The organism is Mycobacterium yunnanensis, from assembly GCF_025823185.1.
Classification (GTDB): Bacteria; Actinomycetota; Actinomycetes; order Mycobacteriales; family Mycobacteriaceae; genus Mycobacterium; species Mycobacterium yunnanensis.
In genome coordinates, this window is sequence record NZ_JACKVK010000011.1 from 72,355 (window position 1) to 93,362 (window position 21,008).

19 protein-coding genes are annotated in these 21,008 nt (G+C 68.5%); 10 read left to right on the forward strand and 9 right to left on the reverse strand.

What is annotated here, in order from left to right:
- Positions 1-70 precede the first annotated feature (70 nt).
- Positions 71-268 (forward strand): hypothetical protein, encoded by a 198-nt coding sequence (locus H7K45_RS20055; RefSeq protein WP_263997717.1) that lies wholly within the window; start codon positions 71-73, stop codon positions 266-268.
- Here H7K45_RS20055 and H7K45_RS20060 read toward each other — a convergent pair.
- Positions 265-651, reverse strand: a complete 387-nt coding sequence (locus H7K45_RS20060) for an SRPBCC family protein (RefSeq protein ID WP_263997718.1) — start codon at positions 649-651, stop codon at positions 265-267. The genes H7K45_RS20055 and H7K45_RS20060 overlap by 4 nt on opposite strands.
- Positions 652-680: 29 nt before the next feature.
- On the opposite strand from H7K45_RS20060, the gene H7K45_RS20065 reads away from it, so the two are divergent.
- Complete coding sequence (locus H7K45_RS20065; RefSeq protein WP_263997719.1) at positions 681-1,433, forward strand: hypothetical protein; 753 nt, start codon at positions 681-683, stop codon at positions 1,431-1,433.
- Here the strand turns inward: H7K45_RS20065 and dnaE are convergent.
- From dnaE to lspA, 5 genes are all read right to left on the reverse strand, one after another.
- Positions 1,430-5,008 carry a DNA polymerase III subunit alpha gene (gene dnaE / locus H7K45_RS20070; RefSeq protein WP_263997720.1) on the reverse strand — a complete coding sequence of 1,193 codons (3,579 nt, stop codon included), beginning with the start codon at positions 5,006-5,008 and terminating at the stop codon, positions 1,430-1,432. The two genes, H7K45_RS20065 and dnaE, sit on opposite strands and share 4 nt — an antisense overlap.
- Positions 5,009-5,020: 12 nt before the next feature.
- Entirely contained in the window at positions 5,021-5,722 is a 702-nt protein-coding gene (locus H7K45_RS20075) for a TetR/AcrR family transcriptional regulator (RefSeq protein WP_263997721.1), read from the reverse strand.
- Between the two features lie 267 nt (positions 5,723-5,989).
- Positions 5,990-6,916 (reverse strand): EamA family transporter RarD, encoded by a 927-nt coding sequence (gene rarD / locus H7K45_RS20080; protein ID WP_263997722.1) that lies wholly within the window; start codon positions 6,914-6,916, stop codon positions 5,990-5,992.
- Complete coding sequence (locus H7K45_RS20085; protein WP_263997723.1) at positions 6,913-7,842, reverse strand: RluA family pseudouridine synthase; 930 nt, start codon at positions 7,840-7,842, stop codon at positions 6,913-6,915. Before H7K45_RS20085 ends, rarD begins: the two co-directional genes overlap by 4 nt.
- Positions 7,842-8,543 (reverse strand): signal peptidase II, encoded by a 702-nt coding sequence (lspA, locus tag H7K45_RS20090; RefSeq protein ID WP_372512595.1) that lies wholly within the window; start codon positions 8,541-8,543, stop codon positions 7,842-7,844. The genes H7K45_RS20085 and lspA overlap by 1 nt, the downstream gene beginning before the upstream one ends.
- Positions 8,544-8,616: 73 nt before the next feature.
- On the opposite strand from lspA, the gene H7K45_RS20095 reads away from it, so the two are divergent.
- The gene (locus H7K45_RS20095) at positions 8,617-9,552 is read left to right on the forward strand and encodes an asparaginase (protein ID WP_263998371.1); all 936 of its coding nucleotides are present in this window, start codon (positions 8,617-8,619) and stop codon (positions 9,550-9,552) included.
- Here H7K45_RS20095 and H7K45_RS20100 read toward each other — a convergent pair whose 3' ends face one another.
- Positions 9,553-10,908: a DNA polymerase IV gene (locus H7K45_RS20100; protein WP_263997724.1), complete on the reverse strand. Its 1,356-nt coding sequence runs from the start codon at positions 10,906-10,908 to the stop codon at positions 9,553-9,555. It abuts the gene before it with no gap.
- 178 nt (positions 10,909-11,086) lie between these two features.
- Here H7K45_RS20100 and H7K45_RS20105 point away from each other — a divergent pair, with 178 nt between their 5' ends.
- From H7K45_RS20105 to H7K45_RS20120, 4 genes are all read left to right on the forward strand, one after another.
- The gene (locus H7K45_RS20105) at positions 11,087-11,554 is read left to right on the forward strand and encodes a hypothetical protein (RefSeq protein ID WP_263997725.1); all 468 of its coding nucleotides are present in this window, start codon (positions 11,087-11,089) and stop codon (positions 11,552-11,554) included.
- A 90-nt stretch (positions 11,555-11,644) separates the two neighbouring features.
- A complete protein-coding gene (locus H7K45_RS20110) occupies positions 11,645-12,148 on the forward strand; it encodes a DUF2505 domain-containing protein (RefSeq protein WP_263997726.1) in 504 nt (167 codons plus the stop codon).
- A 20-nt stretch (positions 12,149-12,168) separates the two neighbouring features.
- Positions 12,169-13,497: a hypothetical protein gene (locus H7K45_RS20115; RefSeq protein ID WP_263997727.1), complete on the forward strand. Its 1,329-nt coding sequence runs from the start codon at positions 12,169-12,171 to the stop codon at positions 13,495-13,497.
- Between the two features lie 22 nt (positions 13,498-13,519).
- On the forward strand, positions 13,520-13,741 hold the full coding sequence (locus tag H7K45_RS20120) for an RNA-binding S4 domain-containing protein (RefSeq protein ID WP_263997728.1): 222 nt from the start codon (positions 13,520-13,522) through the stop codon (positions 13,739-13,741).
- A gap of 7 nt (positions 13,742-13,748) precedes the next feature.
- Here H7K45_RS20120 and ileS read toward each other — a convergent pair whose 3' ends face one another.
- Positions 13,749-16,880: an isoleucine--tRNA ligase gene (ileS, locus tag H7K45_RS20125; RefSeq protein ID WP_263997729.1), complete on the reverse strand. Its 3,132-nt coding sequence runs from the start codon at positions 16,878-16,880 to the stop codon at positions 13,749-13,751.
- A 231-nt stretch (positions 16,881-17,111) separates the two neighbouring features.
- Entirely contained in the window at positions 17,112-17,732 is a 621-nt protein-coding gene (locus H7K45_RS20130; protein WP_263997730.1) for a hypothetical protein, read from the reverse strand.
- 136 nt (positions 17,733-17,868) lie between these two features.
- On the opposite strand from H7K45_RS20130, the gene H7K45_RS20135 reads away from it, so the two are divergent.
- The 3 genes from H7K45_RS20135 (at position 17,869) to H7K45_RS20145 (ending at position 21,007) form a co-directional block, all read left to right on the forward strand.
- Complete coding sequence (locus H7K45_RS20135; protein WP_263997731.1) at positions 17,869-18,234, forward strand: XRE family transcriptional regulator; 366 nt, start codon at positions 17,869-17,871, stop codon at positions 18,232-18,234.
- A gap of 45 nt (positions 18,235-18,279) precedes the next feature.
- The gene (locus H7K45_RS20140; RefSeq protein WP_263997732.1) at positions 18,280-19,014 is read left to right on the forward strand and encodes a hypothetical protein; all 735 of its coding nucleotides are present in this window, start codon (positions 18,280-18,282) and stop codon (positions 19,012-19,014) included.
- Between the two features lie 268 nt (positions 19,015-19,282).
- The gene (locus H7K45_RS20145) at positions 19,283-21,007 is read left to right on the forward strand and encodes an AMP-binding protein (RefSeq protein WP_263997733.1); all 1,725 of its coding nucleotides are present in this window, start codon (positions 19,283-19,285) and stop codon (positions 21,005-21,007) included.
- Position 21,008: the final 1 nt, after the last annotated feature.

The window sequence follows — 21,008 nt, forward strand, 5'->3', positions numbered from 1 at the left end:
GTACGGGCACACACGGCCACACTCGAAGTTTCGGCTACCCGAAACCTCGTTTACGAGCTATCGTGGTGACATGACCACGCCATCGGAAGTTCACATCGCCGGCGTCCCGTGGCCTGCCTACAAGCTGGTGGCCCTCGCGGTCGGCGCGGTGGTGTTCCTCGTCGTCGGCGGCATGACCGCCAGCGCCGCACCCGCCGTGCTCGGTGGCACCGCCGCTGCGGTCGTCGTCTGGCTGGCACAGGTGCTGATCCGCTCCTCGGACGCCTAACCGTCCTTCTCGACCAGGCTGCGTAGCGTCGCCAGGTCCGCTGCCACCGCCGCCGCGTCGGAGGCGAACTGCTCGTCGGTCACGCCGTCGACGCGACGCACCGTGAACACGACCTCGCACCCCCGCCGGTCCAGGCCCGCCGGAATCACCCGCATCGGGTTGTAGAAGCGCGTCCCGTCGGGCAGCGTCACCACGTGGTCCAGTACCCCGAACGCGTTGGGCTCGACGAACCGCACCTCGGCCGTGGCGAGCTGCGGATCGGCGAGACCGGCCGCCCACCGGCCGAGGTTGGCGGGGTCGGCGGCGAATTCGTAGACTTCCGCGGCGTCCGCGTCGACCCACTGGCTGACGTGCAGGGAATCGACAGTCGTGTCGTGGCTCATTCCTCCATCGTGGCCCACACACTGTTCTGATGGGCCAAGACGCGCACGGTGGCGACGACCGACCGCAGGAAGTCCAGGACTTCGTCCGGCGCGCCGAGCGCCTCGCGGGCGGCGCCGAGCACGCCGTTCCGTCGTGGTTGCGGCCCGGCGACCCCGAGAACCGCTGGCCGGTGCTGATCGCCATCGTGGCCGCCATCGTGATTCAGCACGCCATCCCGGTGCAGTACACCGTCCTGCCCCGATGGCCCCTGATCGGCATGGAACTGCTGCTGGTCGTGGTGACCCTGGTCGTCAACCCGATGCGCATGTCCCGGCGCACCACCGTGGGCCGGTGGGCCAGCCTGATCCTCACCGCCGCCATCACCGTCGACAACTGCGCGTCGGCCGTCGTGCTGGCCAGACGGATCCTCGGCGGCGAGGTCAGCAACGACGCGGCCGTGCTACTCGGCGGCGGTGCGGCGATCTTCGTCACCAACGTCATCGCATTCGGCATCTGGTTCTGGGAGCTGGATCGCGGCGGGCCGTTCGCGCGACGTTCGGGCGAGCAGCCCTACCCGGACTTCCTGTTTCCGCAGATGACCGATCCGAGCAAGGCGAGACCCGACTGGCGCCCCACCTTCGTGGACTACCTCTACGTCAGCTTCACCAACGTGGTCGCGTTCTCCCCCACCGACACGATGCCGCTGGCCCGCTGGGCCAAGGGCATGATGACGCTGCAGGCCCTGGTGTCGACGACCACCATCGCCCTGGTGATCGCCCGCGCGGTGAACGTGTTGCGCTAGCCGCCGAGGCAGCCGGGGCCCAGCAGCGCCTTGAGATCGCCCATCAACGCCGACGACGGCGTGACGCGTAGCGCCTGGTCCAGTTCGAGGGTGGTGATGCGGTCACCGCTGATCAACCGCAACCGCACCTGGGACGTGCCGGGGTGATTGGCGAGCACCTGCTTGAGGGCGACCACCTTCTCGACGGTGCACTGCCGGGTGGGCAGGCTCACCGCCACCGGACGGTCGGCCTGGGCGTTGGAGAAGTCCGGGACGACGAGGTCGTTGGCGATCAGTGACAGCCGGTCGTCACGCGAGTTGACCTTGCCGCTGACGACGACGACGGTGTCGTCGGCGATCTCGGCGCCGAAGGTCGAGTACGTGTGAGGGAAGAACATCACCTCGATGCCGCCGGTGAGATCCTCCAATTGAGCTGAGGCCCAGGGCATTCCGTTCTTGTTGACCCGCCGGTTGACCGACGCCAGGATGCCGCCGACCCGCACCTGCGAATCGTTGGCCACGTCCCCGTTGAGGATCGCCGGGATGTGGGTGTCCACCTGTGCCGACAGCAGGTGCGCGATGCCGTTGAGCGGGTGGCCGGACACGTACAGCCCCAGCATCTCCCGCTCGAGCGCCAGCTTGTGCTTGTCCTCCCACTCCTCGTCGGGCACCTTGATCGCGAACACCGAACCGCCGGCGTCGGCATCGGATCCGTCTCCCCCGCCGAAGAGGTCGAACTGACCCATCGCCTCGGCCTTCTTGGTGCCCAGCACGGAGTCGACCGCGTCGGTGTGGATCAGGAACAAGCCCTTGCGGGGATGCCCGAGCGAGTCGAACGCCCCGGCCTTGACCAAGGACTCCGTCACCTTCTTGTTGCAGGCGGTGACGTCGATCTTGTTGAGGTAGTCCGAGAAGTCGGTGTACTTGCCCTTCTCGTCGCGCGTGTTGATCAGCGAGGTGACCACGTTGGCACCGACGTTGCGCACCGCACCGAGGCCGAAGCGGATGTCCTCGCCCACCGAGGCGAAGTTGACCACGGACTCGTTGACGTCCGGCGGCAGCACGGTGATGCCGAGGCGGCGGCAGTCGGCCAGGTACACGGCGGCCTTGTCCTTGTCGTCGCCGACCGAGGTGAGCAGACCGGCCATGTACTCGGCCTGGAAGTTGGCCTTGAGGTAGGCCGTCCAGTACGACACCAGCCCGTACCCGGCGGCGTGCGACTTGTTGAACGCGTAGCCGGCGAACGGGAGGATGGTGTCCCACAGCGCCTTCACCGCAGCCTCGGAGAATCCGTTGGCCGTCATGCCCTCGCGGAAACCCTTGTACTCGGCCTCGAGGACCTCGAGCTTCTTCTTGCCCATGGCCTTTCGCAGCGCGTCGGCCTTGCCCATCGAGTAGCCGGCGACCTTCTGGGCGATGAACATGATCTGCTCTTGGTAGACGATCAGGCCGTAGGTCTCGGAGAGGATCTCCTTGAGGGGCTCCTCCAGTTCCGGGTGGATGGGCTTGATCGCCTGCCGGCCGTTCTTGCGGTCGGCGTAGTCGTTGTGCGCGTTCATGCCCATCGGGCCGGGCCGGTACAGCGCGAGCACGGCGACGATGTCGTTGAACTCCGTGGGTTGCATGCGGCGCAACAGATCTCGCATCGGCCCGCCGTCGAGCTGGAACACCCCGAGCGTGTCGCCGCGGCCCAGCAACTCGTAGGCCTTGGGGTCGTCGAGCTCCAAGGACTCCAGGTCGAGGTCGATCCCCCGGTTGGCCTTGATGTTGTCGATGCAGTCGCCGATGATCGTCAGGTTCCGCAGGCCGAGGAAGTCCATCTTCAGCAGACCGATGGCCTCACACGACGGATAGTCCCACCCGCTGATGACGGCGCCGTCCTGCGGGCGCCGCCACAGGGGGATCGCCTCGATCAGCGGCTCGGAGCTCATGATCACCGCGCAGGCGTGCACGCCGGCGTTGCGGACCAGACCCTCCAAGCCACGCGCGGTCTCGTAGATGGCCCGCACGTCGGGGTCGGTGTCGAGCAGTGCGCGGACCTCGGCGGCCTCCTTGTACCGCTCGTGGGTCGGATCGGTGATGCCCGAGAGCGGGATGTCCTTGGCCATGATGGGCGGCGGCAGCGCCTTGGTGATCCGGTCGGCGATCGCGAAGCCCGGCTGGCCGTAGTTGACGCGAGCCGAGTCCTTCAGTGCGGCCTTCGTCTTGATGGTGCCGAAGGTGATGACCTGGGCCACCCGGTCACTGCCCCACCGGTTGGCCGCGTAGCGCAGCATCTCGCCGCGGCGGCGGTCGTCGAAGTCGATGTCGATGTCGGGAGCCGACGGACGTTCGGGGTTGAGGAACCGCTCGAAGAGCAGGCCGTGCGGAATCGGGTCGATGTTGGTGATGCCCATCGCGTAGGCCACCAGCGAGCCTGCGGCCGACCCGCGGCCCGGGCCCACCCGGATGTCGACGGACTTGGCGTAGTTGATGAGGTCGGCGACGATCAGGAAGTACGACGGAAAGCCCTTGTCGCAGATGACCTTGATCTCGAACATGGCCCTGTCGGTGTACGCCTGCGGGACGGGCGCGCCCTTGAACCGGCGCTTCAGCCCCTCGGTGACCTCGTGGGTCAACCACGACCCCTGGTCGTGGCCCTCGGGCACCGGGAAGATCGGCATCCGGTCCTTGGGCGCCCACACGTCGGCGTAGGACTGCACCCGCTCGGCGATCAGCAACGTCGAATCACAGGCACCGGGCACCTCGTCGTCCCACAGCGCCCGCATCTCCTGCGCCGACTTGAGGTAGTAACCGTCGCCGTCGAACTTGAAGCGCGTCGGATCCGAGAGGGTCTTGCCCGTCTGGACGCACAGCAACGCCTCGTGGTTGCGCGAGGCATCCCTGGTGACGTAATGGCAGTCGTTGGTGGCCAGCGGTGGGATGTTCAGCGTGCGGCCGACCTCGAGCAGACCCTCACGGACGCGGCGTTCGATGTCCAGGCCGTGGTCCATCAACTCCAGGAAGAAGTTCTCCTTGCCGAAGATCTCCTGCCACTTAGCAGCTGCAGCCGTCGCTTCCTCATAGTGGCCCAACCGCAGCCTGGTCTGCACCTCGCCCGACGGACACCCCGTGGTGGCGATGATGCCCTCGGCGTGTTCGGCGATGATCTCGGCGTCCATCCGCGACCACTTGCCGAGCTGACCCTCGAACGAGGCCAGCGACGACAGCTTGAACAGGTTGCGCAGACCCGTGGCGTTCTCCGCGACCATGGTCATGTGGGTGTAGGCGCCGCTGCCCGAGACGTCGTCGGACTTCTGGCTGGGGTCACCCCAGAGCACACGCTTGGTGTCGAAGCGGGAGCCTGGCGCGATGTAGGCCTCGACCCCGATGATCGGTGTGATGCCGGCAGCCGTCGCGGCGTTGTAGAACTCGCTGGCGCCGAACATGTTTCCGTGGTCGGTCATGCCGATGGCAGACATGCCGAGCCGCTCCGCCTCGGCGAACATGGGCTTGACCTTCGCCGCCCCGTCGAGCATGGAGTACTCGGTGTGATTGTGCAGATGCACGAACGACTTGCCAGCAGCGCTGGCCCGGGGAGCAGACTGATCGACCATAGGGCCGCCAGTCTATGGCCGCCCCCCGACGGCGCTCGGCGTGTCGTCGGTCGTGTCGTGACGAGTCGCCGGCGCCGCGCCACACCGGCCCAGTCCGTGCACCACCAGGCGGTCCAACTCGGTGGTGATCGCGGACAGGTCGGACACGTCGTCGACGAAGCCCGCGTAGAAGACGATTCCCAGCAGCAGTGCGTGCAGCACGTCGACGACCGGGGTGACCTCGACGCCGTCGGCGAGTTCGCCGCGGGCGCGCGCGTTACTCACCAGTTCCATCAAGCAGTCACGGATTCCGGTGCTCGCGTACGGGCGCAGCTCGGGGTTCCTGGCCGATTCCAACCGGGCGGTGACGATGAACGCGACCTGCGAGCGGTCGCGGGCGTCGACGTGCCGCAGCGCCGAGACGAGGGCGGCGAACTGCTCGGTCAGGGTTGCCGGCCGCCGCGCCTGCTCGACGAGTTCGGCGACGACGGCGCCTGCCTCGACCACCAGGCACTGGTAGATCTCCTCGCGGGACGCGAAGTAGTAGTGCAGGGTGGGGCGGCTCAGATCCGCCGCCACCGCGATCGCCTGGAACGTCGTCGCCTGATAACCGCGCTCGTTGACCACCTGTCGGGCCGCTCGAAGGATGCGATTGCGCGTCTCCACCGAATCGGAGTTGACGGGACGTCCGCGCCTGCGCGCCACCACGGTCGACCGGTCGTCGCGCTGGGTCATGCTGGCAAACTTTATGGCATAGCTGTCAGCTGGTCAATCGTTGGCCCGTCGCGACCTGGCGGCACGGTGGTCGACCATCCGGCGTCGCGCGGAGGGCCGATCGCTCCGCGGCGGGTGGCCGAGGCGGGCGGCCGCCGCGCCGTGGGGCATGATCGGAAAGCCCCTGACCGACCGGGCTTTCACGACATCTCGTCGTCCATCGCGCCGTGATGGCGCGACCGCTCCGGCCGGACCGGTCCCGTCACTGGAGTGTGGCCAAGAGGCCACCTACGTCGACGGGCTCACCACATCGGGTTCGCCCGGCAACGTCCTGGCGCGACGGGCCGCGTCGGCGGTGAACACCGCGAGCGCCAGCCAGATCAGCCCGAACCCGACCCACCGACCGATCGGCATCGGTTCGTGGGCGACGAGCACGCCCCAGCACATCTGCAACGCCGGGTTCAGGTAGAACAGCAGGCCCATCGTCACCATCGGCAGACGTTGGGCGCCCGCGGCGAACAACAGCAGCGGTATCGCCGTCACCGGCCCCGCCAGGACAAGCAACGCGGCGTGGCCCGTGCCGTAGCCGACGACGTGGCCCTGCCCCAGGATCTGGAGGACGACCAGATAGCCGACGGCCAGCGGCAGTGCGAGCAAGGTCTCGACGGCGACGCTCACCCGCGGGTCGGCGACCACCACCTTCTTCACCAAGCCGTACAACGCGAACGACACGGCCAGTCCGACCGCGACGTACGGCGGGGAGCCCACCTCGGCGGTCAAGACCACGACGGCCGTCACGGCCAAGCCGATGGCCACCAGCTGCCACCGCCCGATGCGCTCCCGAAACACCACGACGCCCAACGCCACCGTGACCAGCGGTGTCACGAAGTAGCCGAGTGCCGCGTCGACGACGTGACCGTTGGTGGCCGCCCAGATGTAGATGCCCCAGTTCACCGAGATGAGCGCCGAGGCCCCGAGCAACAGCAGCCACGTGCGACCCCCGAGCGTCCGCAAGTCCCCGAACCGACCCGCGACCGCCAGCACCGCGCACAGGCACACTGCGCTCCACACGATGCGGTGTGCGAGCACCTCCAGCGAACCGGCCGGCAACAGCAGTGGAAAGAACCCGGGGCACAACCCCCACCAGACGTAGGCGCCGACACCGGCGAACAAGCCGGTACGCCTGCGTGATTCGGCGATCGAGCCGTCACTCACGAGTCGTGATGCCGCAGCACGTCCAGCGCGTGTTGGAGATCGGCCGGGTACGGGCTGGTGATCTCGACGCGGCGGCCGTCGGCGGGGTGGGCGAACGCCAGCTGGCGGGCGTGCAACCACTGCCGTTCCAAACCGAGCCGCTTGGCCAGGGTCGGGTCGGCGCCATAGGTGAGGTCACCGCAGCACGGGTGATGCAGCGCCGAGAAGTGGACCCGGATCTGATGCGTGCGCCCGGTCTCCAGGTGCACGTCGAGCAGGCTGGCGGCAGCGAAGGCCTCCACGGTGTCGTAGTGGGTGACGCTGTGCCTGCCGCCCTCGCTGACCGTGAACTTCCAGTCGTTGCTGCGGTGCCGTCCGATGGGCGCGTCGATGGTGCCGCTGGACGGATCGGGATGGCCCTGCACCAGCGCGCTGTACCGCTTCTCGACCGTCCGTTCCTTGAAGGCCCGCTTGAGCACCGTGTACGCATGCTCGGAGATCGCCACCACCATCACCCCGGAGGTGCCGACGTCGAGACGCTGCACGATGCCCTTGCGCTCCGGCACGCCGGAGGTCGTGATCCGAAAGCCCGCCGCCGCCAGCCCGCCCAGCACGGTCGGACCCGTCCACCCGACCGACGCGTGCGCGGCCACCCCGGCGGGCTTGTCGACGGCGACGATGTCGTCATCGGCGTAGAGGATGTCCATGCCCTCGATGTCGACCGGCGGATTGTCAAGGGGCGCAGCTGGTTCCGGCAGTCGCACCTCGAGCCACGCGCCCGCGACGAGGCGGTCGGACTTGCCGACGGGGCTGCCGTCCAATTCGACGCCGCCGTCTTCGGCCATCGTCGCCGCGATGGTGCGGGACAACCCGAGGAGCCGGGCCACACCGGCGTCGACGCGCATGCCCGCCAGACCCTCCGGCACCGGCATGGACCGGGTCGTCATCAGTCCCTCTCGGTATCGGCTTCGGTCACCGGGCCTGCGGTGGTCCTCTCGGGCTCCTCGGTATCCGATGCTCGGTCCGGCTGGCGCCTCCCCTCGGTATCCGATGCTCGGTCCGGCTGGCGCCTCCCCTCGGTATCCGATGCTCGGTCCGGCTGGCGCCTCCCCTCGGTATCGAAGTCGAACCCGAACAGCGACAGCGCCACCAACAGAATCGCCCCACCCACGACCGCCGGGTCGGCGACGTTGAACACCGGCCACCACCCGATCGACAGGAAGTCCACGACGTGCCCGCGCAGCGGCCCAGGAGAACGGAAGAAGCGGTCGACGAGGTTGCCGAGCGCGCCGCCGAGGATCATGCCGAGCCCCAGCGCCCACCACGGCGAGACCAGACGGCGGCCCATCCAGATGATGCCGACGACGACGGCGGAGGCGACCAGGGTCAACACCCAGGTGTAGCTGGTGCCCATCGAGAACGCGGCCCCGGAGTTGCGCACCAGCGTCCACGTCACCGTGTCGCCGATGATCGACACCGGCTGTTGCGGCGTCAGCAACCTGACGGCCAGCACCTTCGTCACCACGTCGAGAAGCAGTACGACGGAGGCGACCGAGATCAACAGGCGCAGGCGCCGCCGCCGCGGCGGTGCGGCGGTGTCGTCGCCCGCGGTCGCGGACTCCGTCGATCCCGTTGATTCGTCAGTCACTCCCCCATCATCCCAAAGAGCCGATGGGGAATGATCGCCGCATGATGCAAGCGTGCCCGCGGGCCGTCACCGGATGAGCCGCGTCGTCGTCGTCACCACGGGCGGCACCATCGCCACCAGCACCGGCGCCGACGGCGTGGCACGGCCCACGCAGACCGGTGACGACCTGACGGCGGGCCTGCACACCGGCGTCGACGTCGACGTGGTTGACCTGATGGCCGTGGACAGTTCGCAGGTGCAGCCCGCGGACTGGGACCGGATGCGCGCCGCGGTGGCCTCGGCGGCCCGGGCCGGCGCCGACGGTGTGGTGATCACCCACGGCACCGACACGATGGAGGAGACCGCGCTGTGGCTGGAGTTGACCCACCACGGTGACCTGCCCGTCGTGCTCACCGGGGCGATGCGTAGCGCCGACGCCGAGGACGCGGACGGTCCGGCCAACCTCCACGACGCCGTGACGCTGGCGGCGAACCCCGACGCCAGGGGCATCGGGGTGGTCGTGACCTTGGCCGGCACGATCTGGCAACCGTTGGGACTCACCAAGACCGGCGCCGGCTTCGTCGGCGTCGACGTGACGCCCGGACCGCGCCGACGGCCGTCGCTCGGCGAGGTGATCGCGGCGACGGCGCCCCGGGTCGACGTCGTGGCGACCTACGCGGGTAGCGACGCGGTGGCGCTGGACGCCTGCGTCGCGGCCGGGGCCCGCGGCGTCGTCCTGGAGACCCTCGGCTCGGGCAACGCCGCCCATGCGGTGATCGAGGGTGTACGCCGCGCGTGCGCGGCCGGCGTGGCCGTGGTGCTCTCCAGCAGGGTGCCCGGCGCCCGCGTCACCGTCGGGTACGGGCCGGGGCGAATGCTGGTCGACGCGGGCGCGGTGGTCGCGGCGACGTTGCCGCCGCCGCAATCCCGCGTGCTGTTGGCGGCGGCGCTGACCGCCGGCCAGCCGGTCGCCGAGGTCTTCGCGCGATGGAGCGACGTACCCGAGGTCCGCCCCGCCGCGGTGCGGTGATCACTCCGCCTCGGCCATCGCGGCGACGTACTCCGGCCAGTCCAGGCTGTCCACCGGGTTCGCCCTGGCGACCTCGGGGCTGTCGAGGGCGAGCGTGTGCGCCTGCCCAGGCCCGCTGGCACGGGTCTCGAAGCGCGCCGTCATCACCCCGTGCCCAGCGCCTTGGACCCAGCCGTGGCCAAATCGGCTGTGGGTGACGTCGTCGCCGATGCGCCAGGCCACGTCGGCAGGCTCGTTGACCGCGGCCACCGGACCTGCCTGCAGGCCGACGGACGCCTCCAACGTCTGCTCCAGGTCGGGGAACAACGACTCCTGCAGCACGTCGGACAGTCCGGAGAAACCCACCCCGAGCAGCCGCACCGGCCCAATCTCCACCGGGTCGAGCAGTAGCCGGTGCGCGGTGCCGATCAACGTGGCCGGGTCCGCGGTGGCGTATGGCAGGGTGGCCGATCTGGTCAGGGTGCTCATGTCGGAGCGCTTCAGCTTCACGGTGACGGTGCGCGCCCCCCGGCCGTCGCGCATCAGCCGCGCGTGGGCGTGCTCCCCGATCGGACCCGTCGCCTCGCGCAGCTGGTCGAGCGTGTTCAGGTCGGTCGCGAAGGTCGACTCGGCGCTGATTTGCTTGGCGCTCAACCGTTCCGCAACGGGCCGGTCGTCGACGCCCCTGGCGAGCAGGTGCAGCGCGGGTCCCACGGTGGCGCCGAGGATGTCGGCGACCTCCGAGGCGTTCAACGCCGCCAGCGCGCCCACGGTGTCGACTCCGAGCCGATGCAGCCGCTCCTCGGCGACCGGTCCGATGCCCCACAACCGGCGCACCGGCAGCCCGGCCAGCAGCGCCTGCTCCTCCTCACGGCGGACGACGCGGATGCCGTCCGGCTTGGCCAGACCGGAGGCGATCTTGGCGAGCTGCTTGCCGGAACCAGCGCCGACGGAGGCCACCAGTCCCGTCTCGGCGCGCACCCTGGCGCGCAGTTCCTCGCAGAACACGCGGACGTCGTCGGCGTCGGCTCCGGCGAGCTCGGCCGGCTCGCCAAAGGCCTCGTCGAAGGACAACTGCTCGAGGACCGGAACCATGGCGCGAACGGTGTCGAGCACCTTGCTGCTGGCCACCCCGTAGACCACGCCACGCGGCGGCAACACGACCGCGGCGGGTCCGACCATCCGCCGCGCCTGATGCATCGGCATCGCGGACCGGGCGCCGAACACGCGCGACTCATAGCTCGCGCCCGCGACCACGCCGCGGCCGCCGAGCCCGCCGACCAATACCGGCCGGCCACGGAGGGTGGGTCGCGTCAACTGTTCGACGGAGGCGAAGAACGCATCCATGTCGAAGTGCAGCACCCACCGCCCCTCCATGCAGGCGATGCTAGGGCGCGCGACCGACGCGCCGAGAGTCGAGGGGAGCCTGACCTGCCCACGAGCGCTTTCGACAAACATTCCATTTACCGGATTTGCTCAGCGGTGGGCAGCGACCAAACAATTGTCTACACTCAATTCGATTCGTTCGTTGCCTCAATTCATTGCAAGGAATTTCATGACTGTCCGATTGAAGCGAGTTCTGCTGACCCTCGCGTCCGGCTCGGCACTCGCCGTGGGCCCCTTGCTGTACGGGACCGTCGTCGTTCCTGCGATCGGCCACGCCGACACGAACACCAAGCCGGCGCCCGCGGAGAAGGGCCTGAACTGCCCCGACGGCACCGTCGTCGACGAAGAGAACCACCAGTGCGTCGACCTGGTCGCCGGTATCAGCAAGCAGCTGCAAGCCCTGCCGCCCCCGCCCTCGCTGGCCGCCGGTGGCGGCGGACTTGGTGGCGGTTTGGGTGGTCTGCCAGGCGGTATTCCGTCGCTGGGCACGGTCAACCTGCCCGACGTCGTATTGCCGAGCGTCGGCCTTGGCCTGGTGCCGAACCTCGCGGTCAACTTGCAACCGCAGATCGCAGGTCCTTCGCTTCCGTCCATCAACCCGCTCAACCCGCTCGGCCTTCCCGCGCCGCCGTTCTGATCGACGTCCCCATCGGTGCCCGACGATCGCTGATCGCCGGGCAACGTTGGTTTTTGGCTCGATGACTTCACGAGATGGCGGGGGCGTTCGATGTCGCGTTCGGTGCCTCTGACCGCGCAGTCGCCTCATCGGTTGCCCGCCATTCTGGCGGCCTTTCGCGACGAACGCTATTGGCGATCGCGGCTGGGCGCCTTCGAGGGAGGTTCGCCCACCCTGGACACGCTCGACACCGACTCCGCGGGCCGGACCGCCGTGACCATGACCATGCGGTTCGGCGGCGACCAACTCCCCGATCCGCTTCGGCGGCTACGGCTGGCGTCGCTGGAGATCGTGCAGCGCGAGGTGTGGGTCGACGAGGGTGACCGTGCTCGCGGCGAGATCACCGTGCACGCGCCGCGCACCCCGATGTCGGGACGCGGGGTGGTGGACCTGGCGCCGGACGGCCCTGGCACACGACTCACCGGCACCGCCACGGTGAACGTCAAGGTGCCCCTCATCGGCGGCGCGATCGCCACGTTCGTCGCAGGTCAGCTCGCCGTCGGGATCGTCGACGTCGTCGCGGTCACCGACGCCTGGCTGACCGAGTCGCACTGACCGGCGCTTAGCATGTGGCAGTGGACAATACGCTCGCCTACATCGACCAGGGTTCCTTCCTCGCGTTGCGGGCGCTCGGCCGCGGCCCCCTGATTCAGTTCACCTGGATCTACGAGCGTGCCGTCGACCTGGACGGGCTGCGTCGCCTCCACGCCAACCTCGGCTTCGGTCTGCTGGGCCGGCACATCGAACGCTCGGCACTGCCCTTCGGCCGGGACCGCTGGGTCGCGGCGCCCGGCCCGGCGTCGGTGGAGATCGCCGTCGAGGACCGGCCGAGAGCCGAGGTGTGGACCTGGGCCGACGAGCGGTTGCGCCGCCCCGTCGACCCCCAGCACGGGCCGGCCTGGCACCTCGGGGTGCAACCCCTCACCGACGGCGGCAGCGCGGTCACCCTGGTCGTGTCGCACTCGGTAGGCGACGCGAAGGCCATCATCGACGCGATCGTCGACGCCGTGAACGGAGTTCGGCGCGACCTCGGGTATCCGCGTCCGGGCGCCCGTCCGCGTAGGCAGGCACTGCGCGAGGACGGCGCCAAGGCGTTGCGGGACGTGCCGGAGATGGCGAGGGCCGTCGTCGCGGCGGCCCGGGTGGCCAGGAGCGAGAGCGAGGGGCTGTCCACGTCGGTCAAGTCGGGTGGCAAGACCCGTACGCGCGGGGCCTCCGGCGAGATCGTCGTGCCGCCCAACTCGGCCATCTTCGTCGACGTCGAGCAATGGGACCGGCGCGCCAAAGAACTTGGCGGCAGCAGCAATTCGCTGTTCGTCGGACTGAGCGCGCGATTAGGTCGGATTCTGGGGCGCGTCGACTCCGACGGCATGGTGCGGGCGTCGCTGCCGGTCAGCGAGCGCACGCCGGGCGACACCAGGGCCAACGCGCTGACCGCCGCCGCGGTGACCGTCGACCCGAACGTCGTCACAACCGATCTGCGCACGGTGCGCGCCGATCTCAAGGCCGCCCTGACCGAACTCGCCGAGACTCCCAACGAGCTTCTGGGTCCACTGGCGTTGGTGCCGCTGACCCCCGCCTTCCTGGTCCGCCGCCTGGAGGGTCTGGTTCAGCAGGTCGGCAACCCGATCGGGTGCTCCAACCTGGGCGTGCTGCCCCCGGAGACCAACCGTCCCGACGGGACCGACGCCGACTTCCTCGGGGTGCGGATGCTGGAGCCGAACACCGCCGCGGTACTCGACCGCATGGGCGGGATGCTGTTCGTGGGGTCTGGCCGCACCGGTCGGCACGTCTTCGTCACCGTGGGGAGCTGGGTCGTCGGCGGCGCCAACACGCGGACCGCGGTGCGCAATGCGTTGGCCCGCGCCGTCGCCGACATGGGGCTCTCCGGCGCCGTCGAGTGACCGCCGCGTTAGCCTGAGCGGTATGGCGCAGCCCGTTCGCGACGTACCGATCTCGTCGGACTCGATCCGCCTCGGCCAGTTCCTGAAGTACGCCGGGATGATCGACAGCGGCGCCGACGCCAAGGGGGTGATCGGCGACGGGCTGGTGCGCGTCAACGACGCCGTCGAGACCCGCCGAGGCCGCCAGCTGCAGCACGGCGACACGGTGACCTTCGGCCGGGAAACCGCCCGCGTGACGGGCTAGCCGCCCGTCACGCCTTGGCGATCGCCACCCGCACTCCGTCGCCGATCTCCGTGCCGTCGACCGGTTCGTCGAAGGTGAAGCTGGTGGCCAGCACCTCACCGGCGATCAGGTCGGCATGGGTCTTCGCCCATTCCAGGTGAGGCTGCGGCACCGACATCGTCACCGCAATCCGGTCGGAGACCTCCAGCCCCGAGGACTTGCGCAGTTCCTGCAGTTCGCGCACCCGGTCCTTGGCCCAACCCTCGGCCTCCAACTCCGGCGTCACGGTGCCGTCGACGACGACGAGGCCCGCCCCGTCGGGCAGAGCCGCGGTCCACTCCGGTTCCGCGGCAACCAGTTTGGTGGTGTACTCGGCCGGCTGCAGCGTCGCCGGGCCTGCGGTCAGGGTCCCGTCCGGGTTGAGGACGCCCTCGCCCGCCTTGACGGCCTTGATCGCCGCCTGCACGTCCTTGCCAAGCCGTGGACCCGCGACCTTGGCGTTGACGGCCACCTCGAAGCGCCCGTAGGCGTCGATGTCGTCGGTGAGCTCGACGGCCTTGACGTTGAGTTCGTCGGCGATGAGGTCGGCGTAGGGGCGCAGCGCGTCCGGATTCGCCACGGCCACCGTCAACTTCGGCAAGGGCAACCGCACGCGGAGCTTCTTGGCCTTGCGCACCGAGGACGCCACCGAGCACACGTCGCGCACCTGGTCCATCGCCGCCACCAGCGCCGGGTCACCGGGCACTTCGTCGGCGCGTGGCCAGTCGGTCAGGTGCACCGAGCGGCCGTCGGTCAGCCCACGCCAGATCACCTCGGTGATCAGCGGCAGCAGCGGTGCGGTCAGCCGTGCGGTGACCTCGAGCACCGTGTGCAGGGTGTCGACCGCGTCGGCGTCTTCGTCCCAGAACCGCGAACGCGACCGTCGCACATACCAATTCGTCAGGGCCTCGGTGAACTGGCGCACCTGCTCACAGGCCACCGAGATGTCGCACACGTCCATCGAGGCAGTCAGATCGTCACGCAGCGCGGCCAGCTTGGCCAGGATGTAGCGGTCCAACACGTGGGTCGAGTCGGTGCGCCACGTCCCCTTCGCCGGGGCGTAGAGCGCGAGGAACGAGTAGGCATTCCACAGGGGCAGGAGCACCTGCCGGACGCCGTCGCGGATGCCCTGTTCGGTGACGACGAGATTGCCGCCCCGCAGGATCGGTGACGCCATCAGGAACCAGCGCATCGCATCCGAGCCGTCGCGGTCGAACACCTCGGTGACGTCGGGGTAGTTGCGCAGTGACTTGCTCATCTTCTGCCCGTCGCTGCCCAGCACGATGCCGTGCGAGACGCAGGTGCGGAAGGCCGGCCGGTCGAACAGCGCCGTGGCCAGTACGTGCAGCAGGTAGAACCACCCCCGGGTCTGCCCGATGTACTCGACGATGAAGTCGGCCGGGTTGTGACCGTCGAACCAGGCCTGGTTCTCGAAGGGGTAGTGCACCTGCGCGTACGGCATCGAGCCCGAGTCGAACCAGACGTCGAAGACGTCCTCGATGCGCCGCATCGTCGACCGGCCCGTGGGATCGTCGGGGTTGGGTCGGGTCAACTCGTCGACGTAGGGCCGGTGCAGATCGGTCGGGCGTACCCCGAAGTCGCGCTCCAACTCGTCGAGGCTGCCGTAGACGTCGACCCGCGGGTAGGTCGGGTCGTCGGACTTCCACACTGGAATCGGACTGCCCCAGTAGCGATTTCGTGACACCGACCAGTCGCGGGCATTCGACAGCCACTTGCCGAATTGGCCGTCCTTGACGTGTTCGGGATACCAGGTGATCTGCTGGTTCAGCTCGACCATCCGGTCGCGGAAGTCGGTGACCTTGACGAACCACGACGACACCGCGCGATAGATCAGCGGGTTGCGGCACCGCCAGCAGTGCGGATAGGAGTGGTCGTAGGTCTCGTGGCGCAGCAGGACCGCTCCGTTGACCCCCGCGGCGCCGGTGCCGTTCTTCAGGTCGCGGATGATCTGCGGGTTGGCGTCGAAGACGTGCTGCCCGGCGTAGTCGGGCACCGTGACGTCGAAGCGGCCCTTGGAGTCGACCGGCGTGACGGCGACGATGTCGGCGGCGTCGGCAGTGGCCTTGTCGTCCTCGCCGTAGGCGGGGGCCATGTGCACGATGCCGGTGCCGTCGTCGGTGGTGACGAACTCCCCCGCCAGCACCACGAACGAGTTGGGCGAGTCCATGAAGTACGGGAACGGCGGCACGTAGCGCAGGCCGAGCAGTTCCCGGCCCAGGAACGACGCCGTGACGGCCGGCTCCTCGCCCAGTTCGCGCGCGTACGAGGCCACCCGACCCTCGGCGAGCACGTAGCGGTTGCCGTCGGAACCCTGCACCACCACGTAGGTCACGTCGGGGTTGACCGCGACGGCCTGGTTGGACGGCAGCGTCCACGGCGTGGTGGTCCACACCAGGACGCGCGCACCGGCCAGGACCGCCTGGTCCTCGCCGAGGCCGCGGTCGTCGACCCGGAAGCCCACCGTCAGCGCCGGGTCCTGCCGGTTCTTGTAGACGTCGTCGTCCATCCGCAGTTCGTGGCTCGACAGGGGGGTCTCGTCGTTCCAGCAGTACGGCAGGACGCGGTTGCCCTCGTAGGCGAGGCCCTTGTCCCACAGCTGCTTGAACGCCCAGAGGACCGATTCCATGTAGCTCAGGTCCAGGGTCTTGTAGTCGTGGTCGAAGTCGACCCAGCGGGCCTGGCGGGTGACGTAGGCACGCCACTCCGCGGTGTACTTGAGCACCGAGGCCCGGCAGGCCGCGTTGAACGCGTCGATGCCCAACTCCTCGATCTGCGCCTTCTCGGTGATCCCGAGCTGACGCTGCGCCTCCAACTCGGCAGGGAGTCCGTGCGTGTCCCAGCCGAATCGGCGCTCGACCTTGAAGCCGCGCATCGTCTGATACCGCGGCACGATGTCCTTGACGTAACCCGTCAACAGGTGACCGTAATGCGGCAAACCGTTGGCGAACGGCGGACCGTCGTAGAAGACGTATTCGGGGGCGCCGTCGCGTTGGTCGATGCTCGCGCGGAAGGTCGAGTCACCCTCCCAGTAGTCGAGCACCTCGAGCTCGAGGTCGGGAAAGCTCGGCGATCCACTCGCCGGTCGCGGATAGGCCGTCACGTCGTTCGTCTCCTGTGCCCGAGGTCTGCAAGGCACGGGGACGACGTCGCGCTCGGGCGCGAACACCGCGGTACCACCCCGCTTGCGCACACTCGGTGCGCCGCTCGAATTAGGCGATGACGGGCCTACCCGTTCGGTTCTACTGAGCGCCGAGCGAGCTCGGACCGCCGTTCTTCCGAAGGCTCCCCGGTGATGGCCGGATCGGCGCCTCTGCGACGAGTTTAGAGACCGCTAGTGGGCCAGCGCCAACTCGTGGTTCGCGTGGATCGGCGGCGTGGCCTCTGAGGTGAGCTCGATCATGGCCAGCGGCAACTGGTCGGCAAGCTCCGCGACGGTGTAGGCCTCGAAGCTGCGGGCGTCGAACCACCAGTCCAACACGACGGCGTCGCCGCGGCGGACGGCGCGTAGCTCGAGCAGGTGGCCGAGGTGCGGGCGCTCGGCGGGGTCGCCGGTGGTGAACAGGATGTCCGCCGTCGGCTCGGTTCGGGTTGCGTCCGACAGGCCACGAACCACGCGGTGGTCGGCGAGGGCGTAGAACTGATCGTGTACGTCGGCAAGTAGCTCGTCGACGTCCAGTTGCACCGGTGCGGCACACGCCAATCGGATCGGGCGGCTGGTGGCCAGCCGGCACGCGACGTCGACGCCGACGACCCCCGAGCCGATGGTGCGTTCGACGGCGCGCCCCAGCGCGGCGAGGAGGATCTCGTCGGTCGAGAGGTCCAGCGCGGTGGCAGCTCCGTCGAGTTCCTGGGTGAGCACGGCCGACAGGGGTGTCGAGAGCCGCTCGAGTTCGTCGAATCGAGGACGGCCCTCGGCGACGTAATCGGTTAGCTGCAGGCGTGCGCGCGTCATGATTGGAACGTTACACGGCTGTCCCAGAAATGGGACACATCTGCCAAAACTGTGACGGCGATGTCAATAACGACAGTCGTGAAGACATTTGCGGTGAGCACTGCCGACCCGGCGGGTTTGCCGCTAAGCTAGGCCGGTGCCACGGACTGATGAGAACGGCCGTCAGCTAAAGACCCTGCTCGACTATCTCCTCGACGGAGACGTCGACGCGAAGGCGATCTACGACGCGCTCGGCACGTCGAGTAGTACCTACTACCGACGCATCAAGGAGGCCGACTACCCCAACGCCGAGGAACTCCGCTCGGTCGCCGATCGGTTCGACTTGAGCTACCCCGACCTGCAAGTTCGCTTCGGTCTGATGACCCGCGAGGAAGTCTGGCGCTACGTCGAGTCGGCGCCGCTGTCGGTGGCCACCGTCGCCGAGGCCACGACCGTGCGGAGAACGGTCCGGCGGCCCAGGCTTCGCGACCTCACCCCGCGCGCCGACGCTCCCCCGCTGTAAGCCTCGAGATTTGCCGCAGGCAAACTACGTTCGAAAGCGAAGACCATGGGATTGGCAGTCCTGATCACGATCACACTCCTGTGTGTGGCGTGGAGTTTGTGGATTCGCCGACTGACGTGGTCGTGCCGCTGGGAGGTCGCCGCGACGCTCAACATCGCGTTGCAGGGCGCCACCGTGTTCTTGATGTCCCCGCTGGCCTCGGAGACCGTCGGGCACTGGCTGCACTCACTGACCGGTCTGTGGAACCTGGAGGACTACATCGGTCACGACATGTACGTCGTGGCGGCGTCGGCCGTCGTGTACAACTCTCTGGGCAGGTTGCAAGACGACCACGCCATGCAGGTCACGTTCAAGCAGTACGTCGAACGGCCCGCCACGCTGTGCATTCCGTTGCTGCTGGCCATGTTCTCGCTGGGCAACGGCGCGAGGATCTACGCGCCCGACTTCTTCGAGGTGCCCACCGACGCCTGGCTGAGCGCCTACTGGATTCTGCTGTGCGGAATGTTGATCTACCTGCTGGGATACGGTTCACGGGCCTTGTTGATCCTGCGCCGTGACCCGCGGTCGCGCATGGTCGCCAACATCTATCTGGCCGCGTCGGTCAGCGGCATGTTGGCGTGCACCGTCCGCATTGCCACCGCGTTGGTGCCGTCGCTCCAGAAGGTGGAAGGCGGCACTATGGTGTGGGTGTTCGCGTGTCTGTGCGGCGCCGGCTTCGCGCTGACGTCGGCACACTCGTGGCGGGTCAAGACCAAGTGGTTCAGCAAGACCAGCAGCTGATCTCGAGAACGCCCGTCGCACAACACATTTCGCACACCGACTACCGCACCTGACGCCGTCCGCATCGCGCCGTTTCGGTCAAAAGGTATTCGATTTTGGGGAACGCCAGCCAGTTTGCGAGAATGCACGCGGAGGCGGCAGTGACTCCGGCGTGGTCGAGGAGTCTAACCGGCTGTGCCATAGTCAGTCTCGCTTCGTTGCGCATTGCGTGGTCGCGTTCCCTAAGCTCGACCCACACGTGTCGTTTGCGCCGCAGAAAGGGCCGCCCATGCTGGACTCGTCGATTCCCGCGATTCTTCGCGAGCGGGCGAGCCTGCAACCGAACGACCCCGCCTTCACCTTCATCGACTACGACCACGAATGGGAAGGCGTCGAGGAGACGCTGACCTGGGGTCAACTGCAGCAGCAGGTCGTCGCACTGGCCGCCGAGATTCGCGAGCACGCCCAGATCGGCGACCGCGTCGTCATCCTGGCGCCGCAGAGCATGTCCTACGTGCTCGGCTTCCTGGCCTCCTTCGAGGCCAACGTGATCGCCGTGCCGCTGTCCACGCCCATGGTCGGCGCACACGACGAACGCGTCGCCGCCGTCGTGCGGGACGCGCAGCCCACAGTGCTGCTCACCACCGCCAACACCGCCGCCGCGGTCGAGCCGTACGCCGTCTCGCAGGACGGTCGCCCTGCGCCCACCGTCATCGTGGTGGACGAGCTCGATCTCAGCGTCCGCCGACGGTCGACGTCACGCCGTGAGACCCCGCCCGAGACCGCCTACCTGCAGTACACCTCCGGCTCGACGCGCACCCCGGCCGGCGTGATGGTCACTCAGCGCAACCTGTTCGCGAACTTCGAGCAACAGGTGTCGGCGCTGCTCGTCGAGTGGGGCAAGGTCGCACCGGTCGGCACCACCACGGTGTCGTGGCTGCCCTTCTATCACGACATGGGGCTCATCCTCGGGATCTGCGCGCCCATCATGGGTGGCTGGCCGTCGGTGCTGATGAGCCCGATTGCCTTCCTGCAGCGACCGGCGAGGTGGGTTCAGCAACTCGCCAAGCGCGACCGCGCGCTCACCGCGGGACCCAACTTCGCCCTCGACCTCGTTGCCGCCCGCACCACCGACGAGGATCTTGCTGGACTCGACCTGGGCAACGTGCTGGCGATCATCTGCGGGGCCGAGCGCGTCCAGCCGGTGTCGGTCAAGCGCTTCACGTCCCGGTTCGCCAAGTTCGGCTTTCAAGGCAGGGTCATCCGGCCCTCGTTCGGGCTCGCCGAGGCCACCCTCTTCGTCGCCACCGACGATCCGGCCGTCGCACCCGTCGTCGTCACGTTCGACACCGAGAAGCTCACCGCAGGCGTCGCGAGGCGCAGCACCGCCGGGACCGACCTCATCAGTTACGGCGTGCCTAGTTCACCGCAGATCCGCATCGTCGACCCGGACAGTCGTCGCGAGGCACCGGCGGCCACCATCGGCGAGATCTGGGTGCGCGGCGACAACGTATGCGTCGGGTACTGGAACAAGCCCACGGAGACCGAGGACACGTTCGGCGCCACGCTGGACGGCGACCCGGACACCGCCGACACGTGGCTGCGCACCGGCGATCTCGGATTCGTCGAGGGCGACGAACTCTTCATCATCGGCCGCATCAAGGATTTGCTGATCGTCCGCGGCCGCAACCACTACCCCGACGACATCGAGGCCACGGTCGGCGCGGTCTCCAACGGACGCGTCGCGGCGATCTCGGTCGAGGAGGACGCCACCGAGAAGCTGGTGGCGATCGTGGAGCTCAAGGAACGGCCGACTCCCGAGGAGACCCAGGAGCGGCTGGCGGCCGTCAAACGCGACGTCACGTCGGCGATCTCCACCGCCCACGGCATCAGTGCCGCGGATCTCGTCTTCGTCTCGCGTGGATCCATCCCCATCACCACGAGCGGCAAGATTCGCCGTCAGGCGTGCGTCGACCTCTATCGCCAGGGACGCTTCGTCCGACTGGACGCCTGAG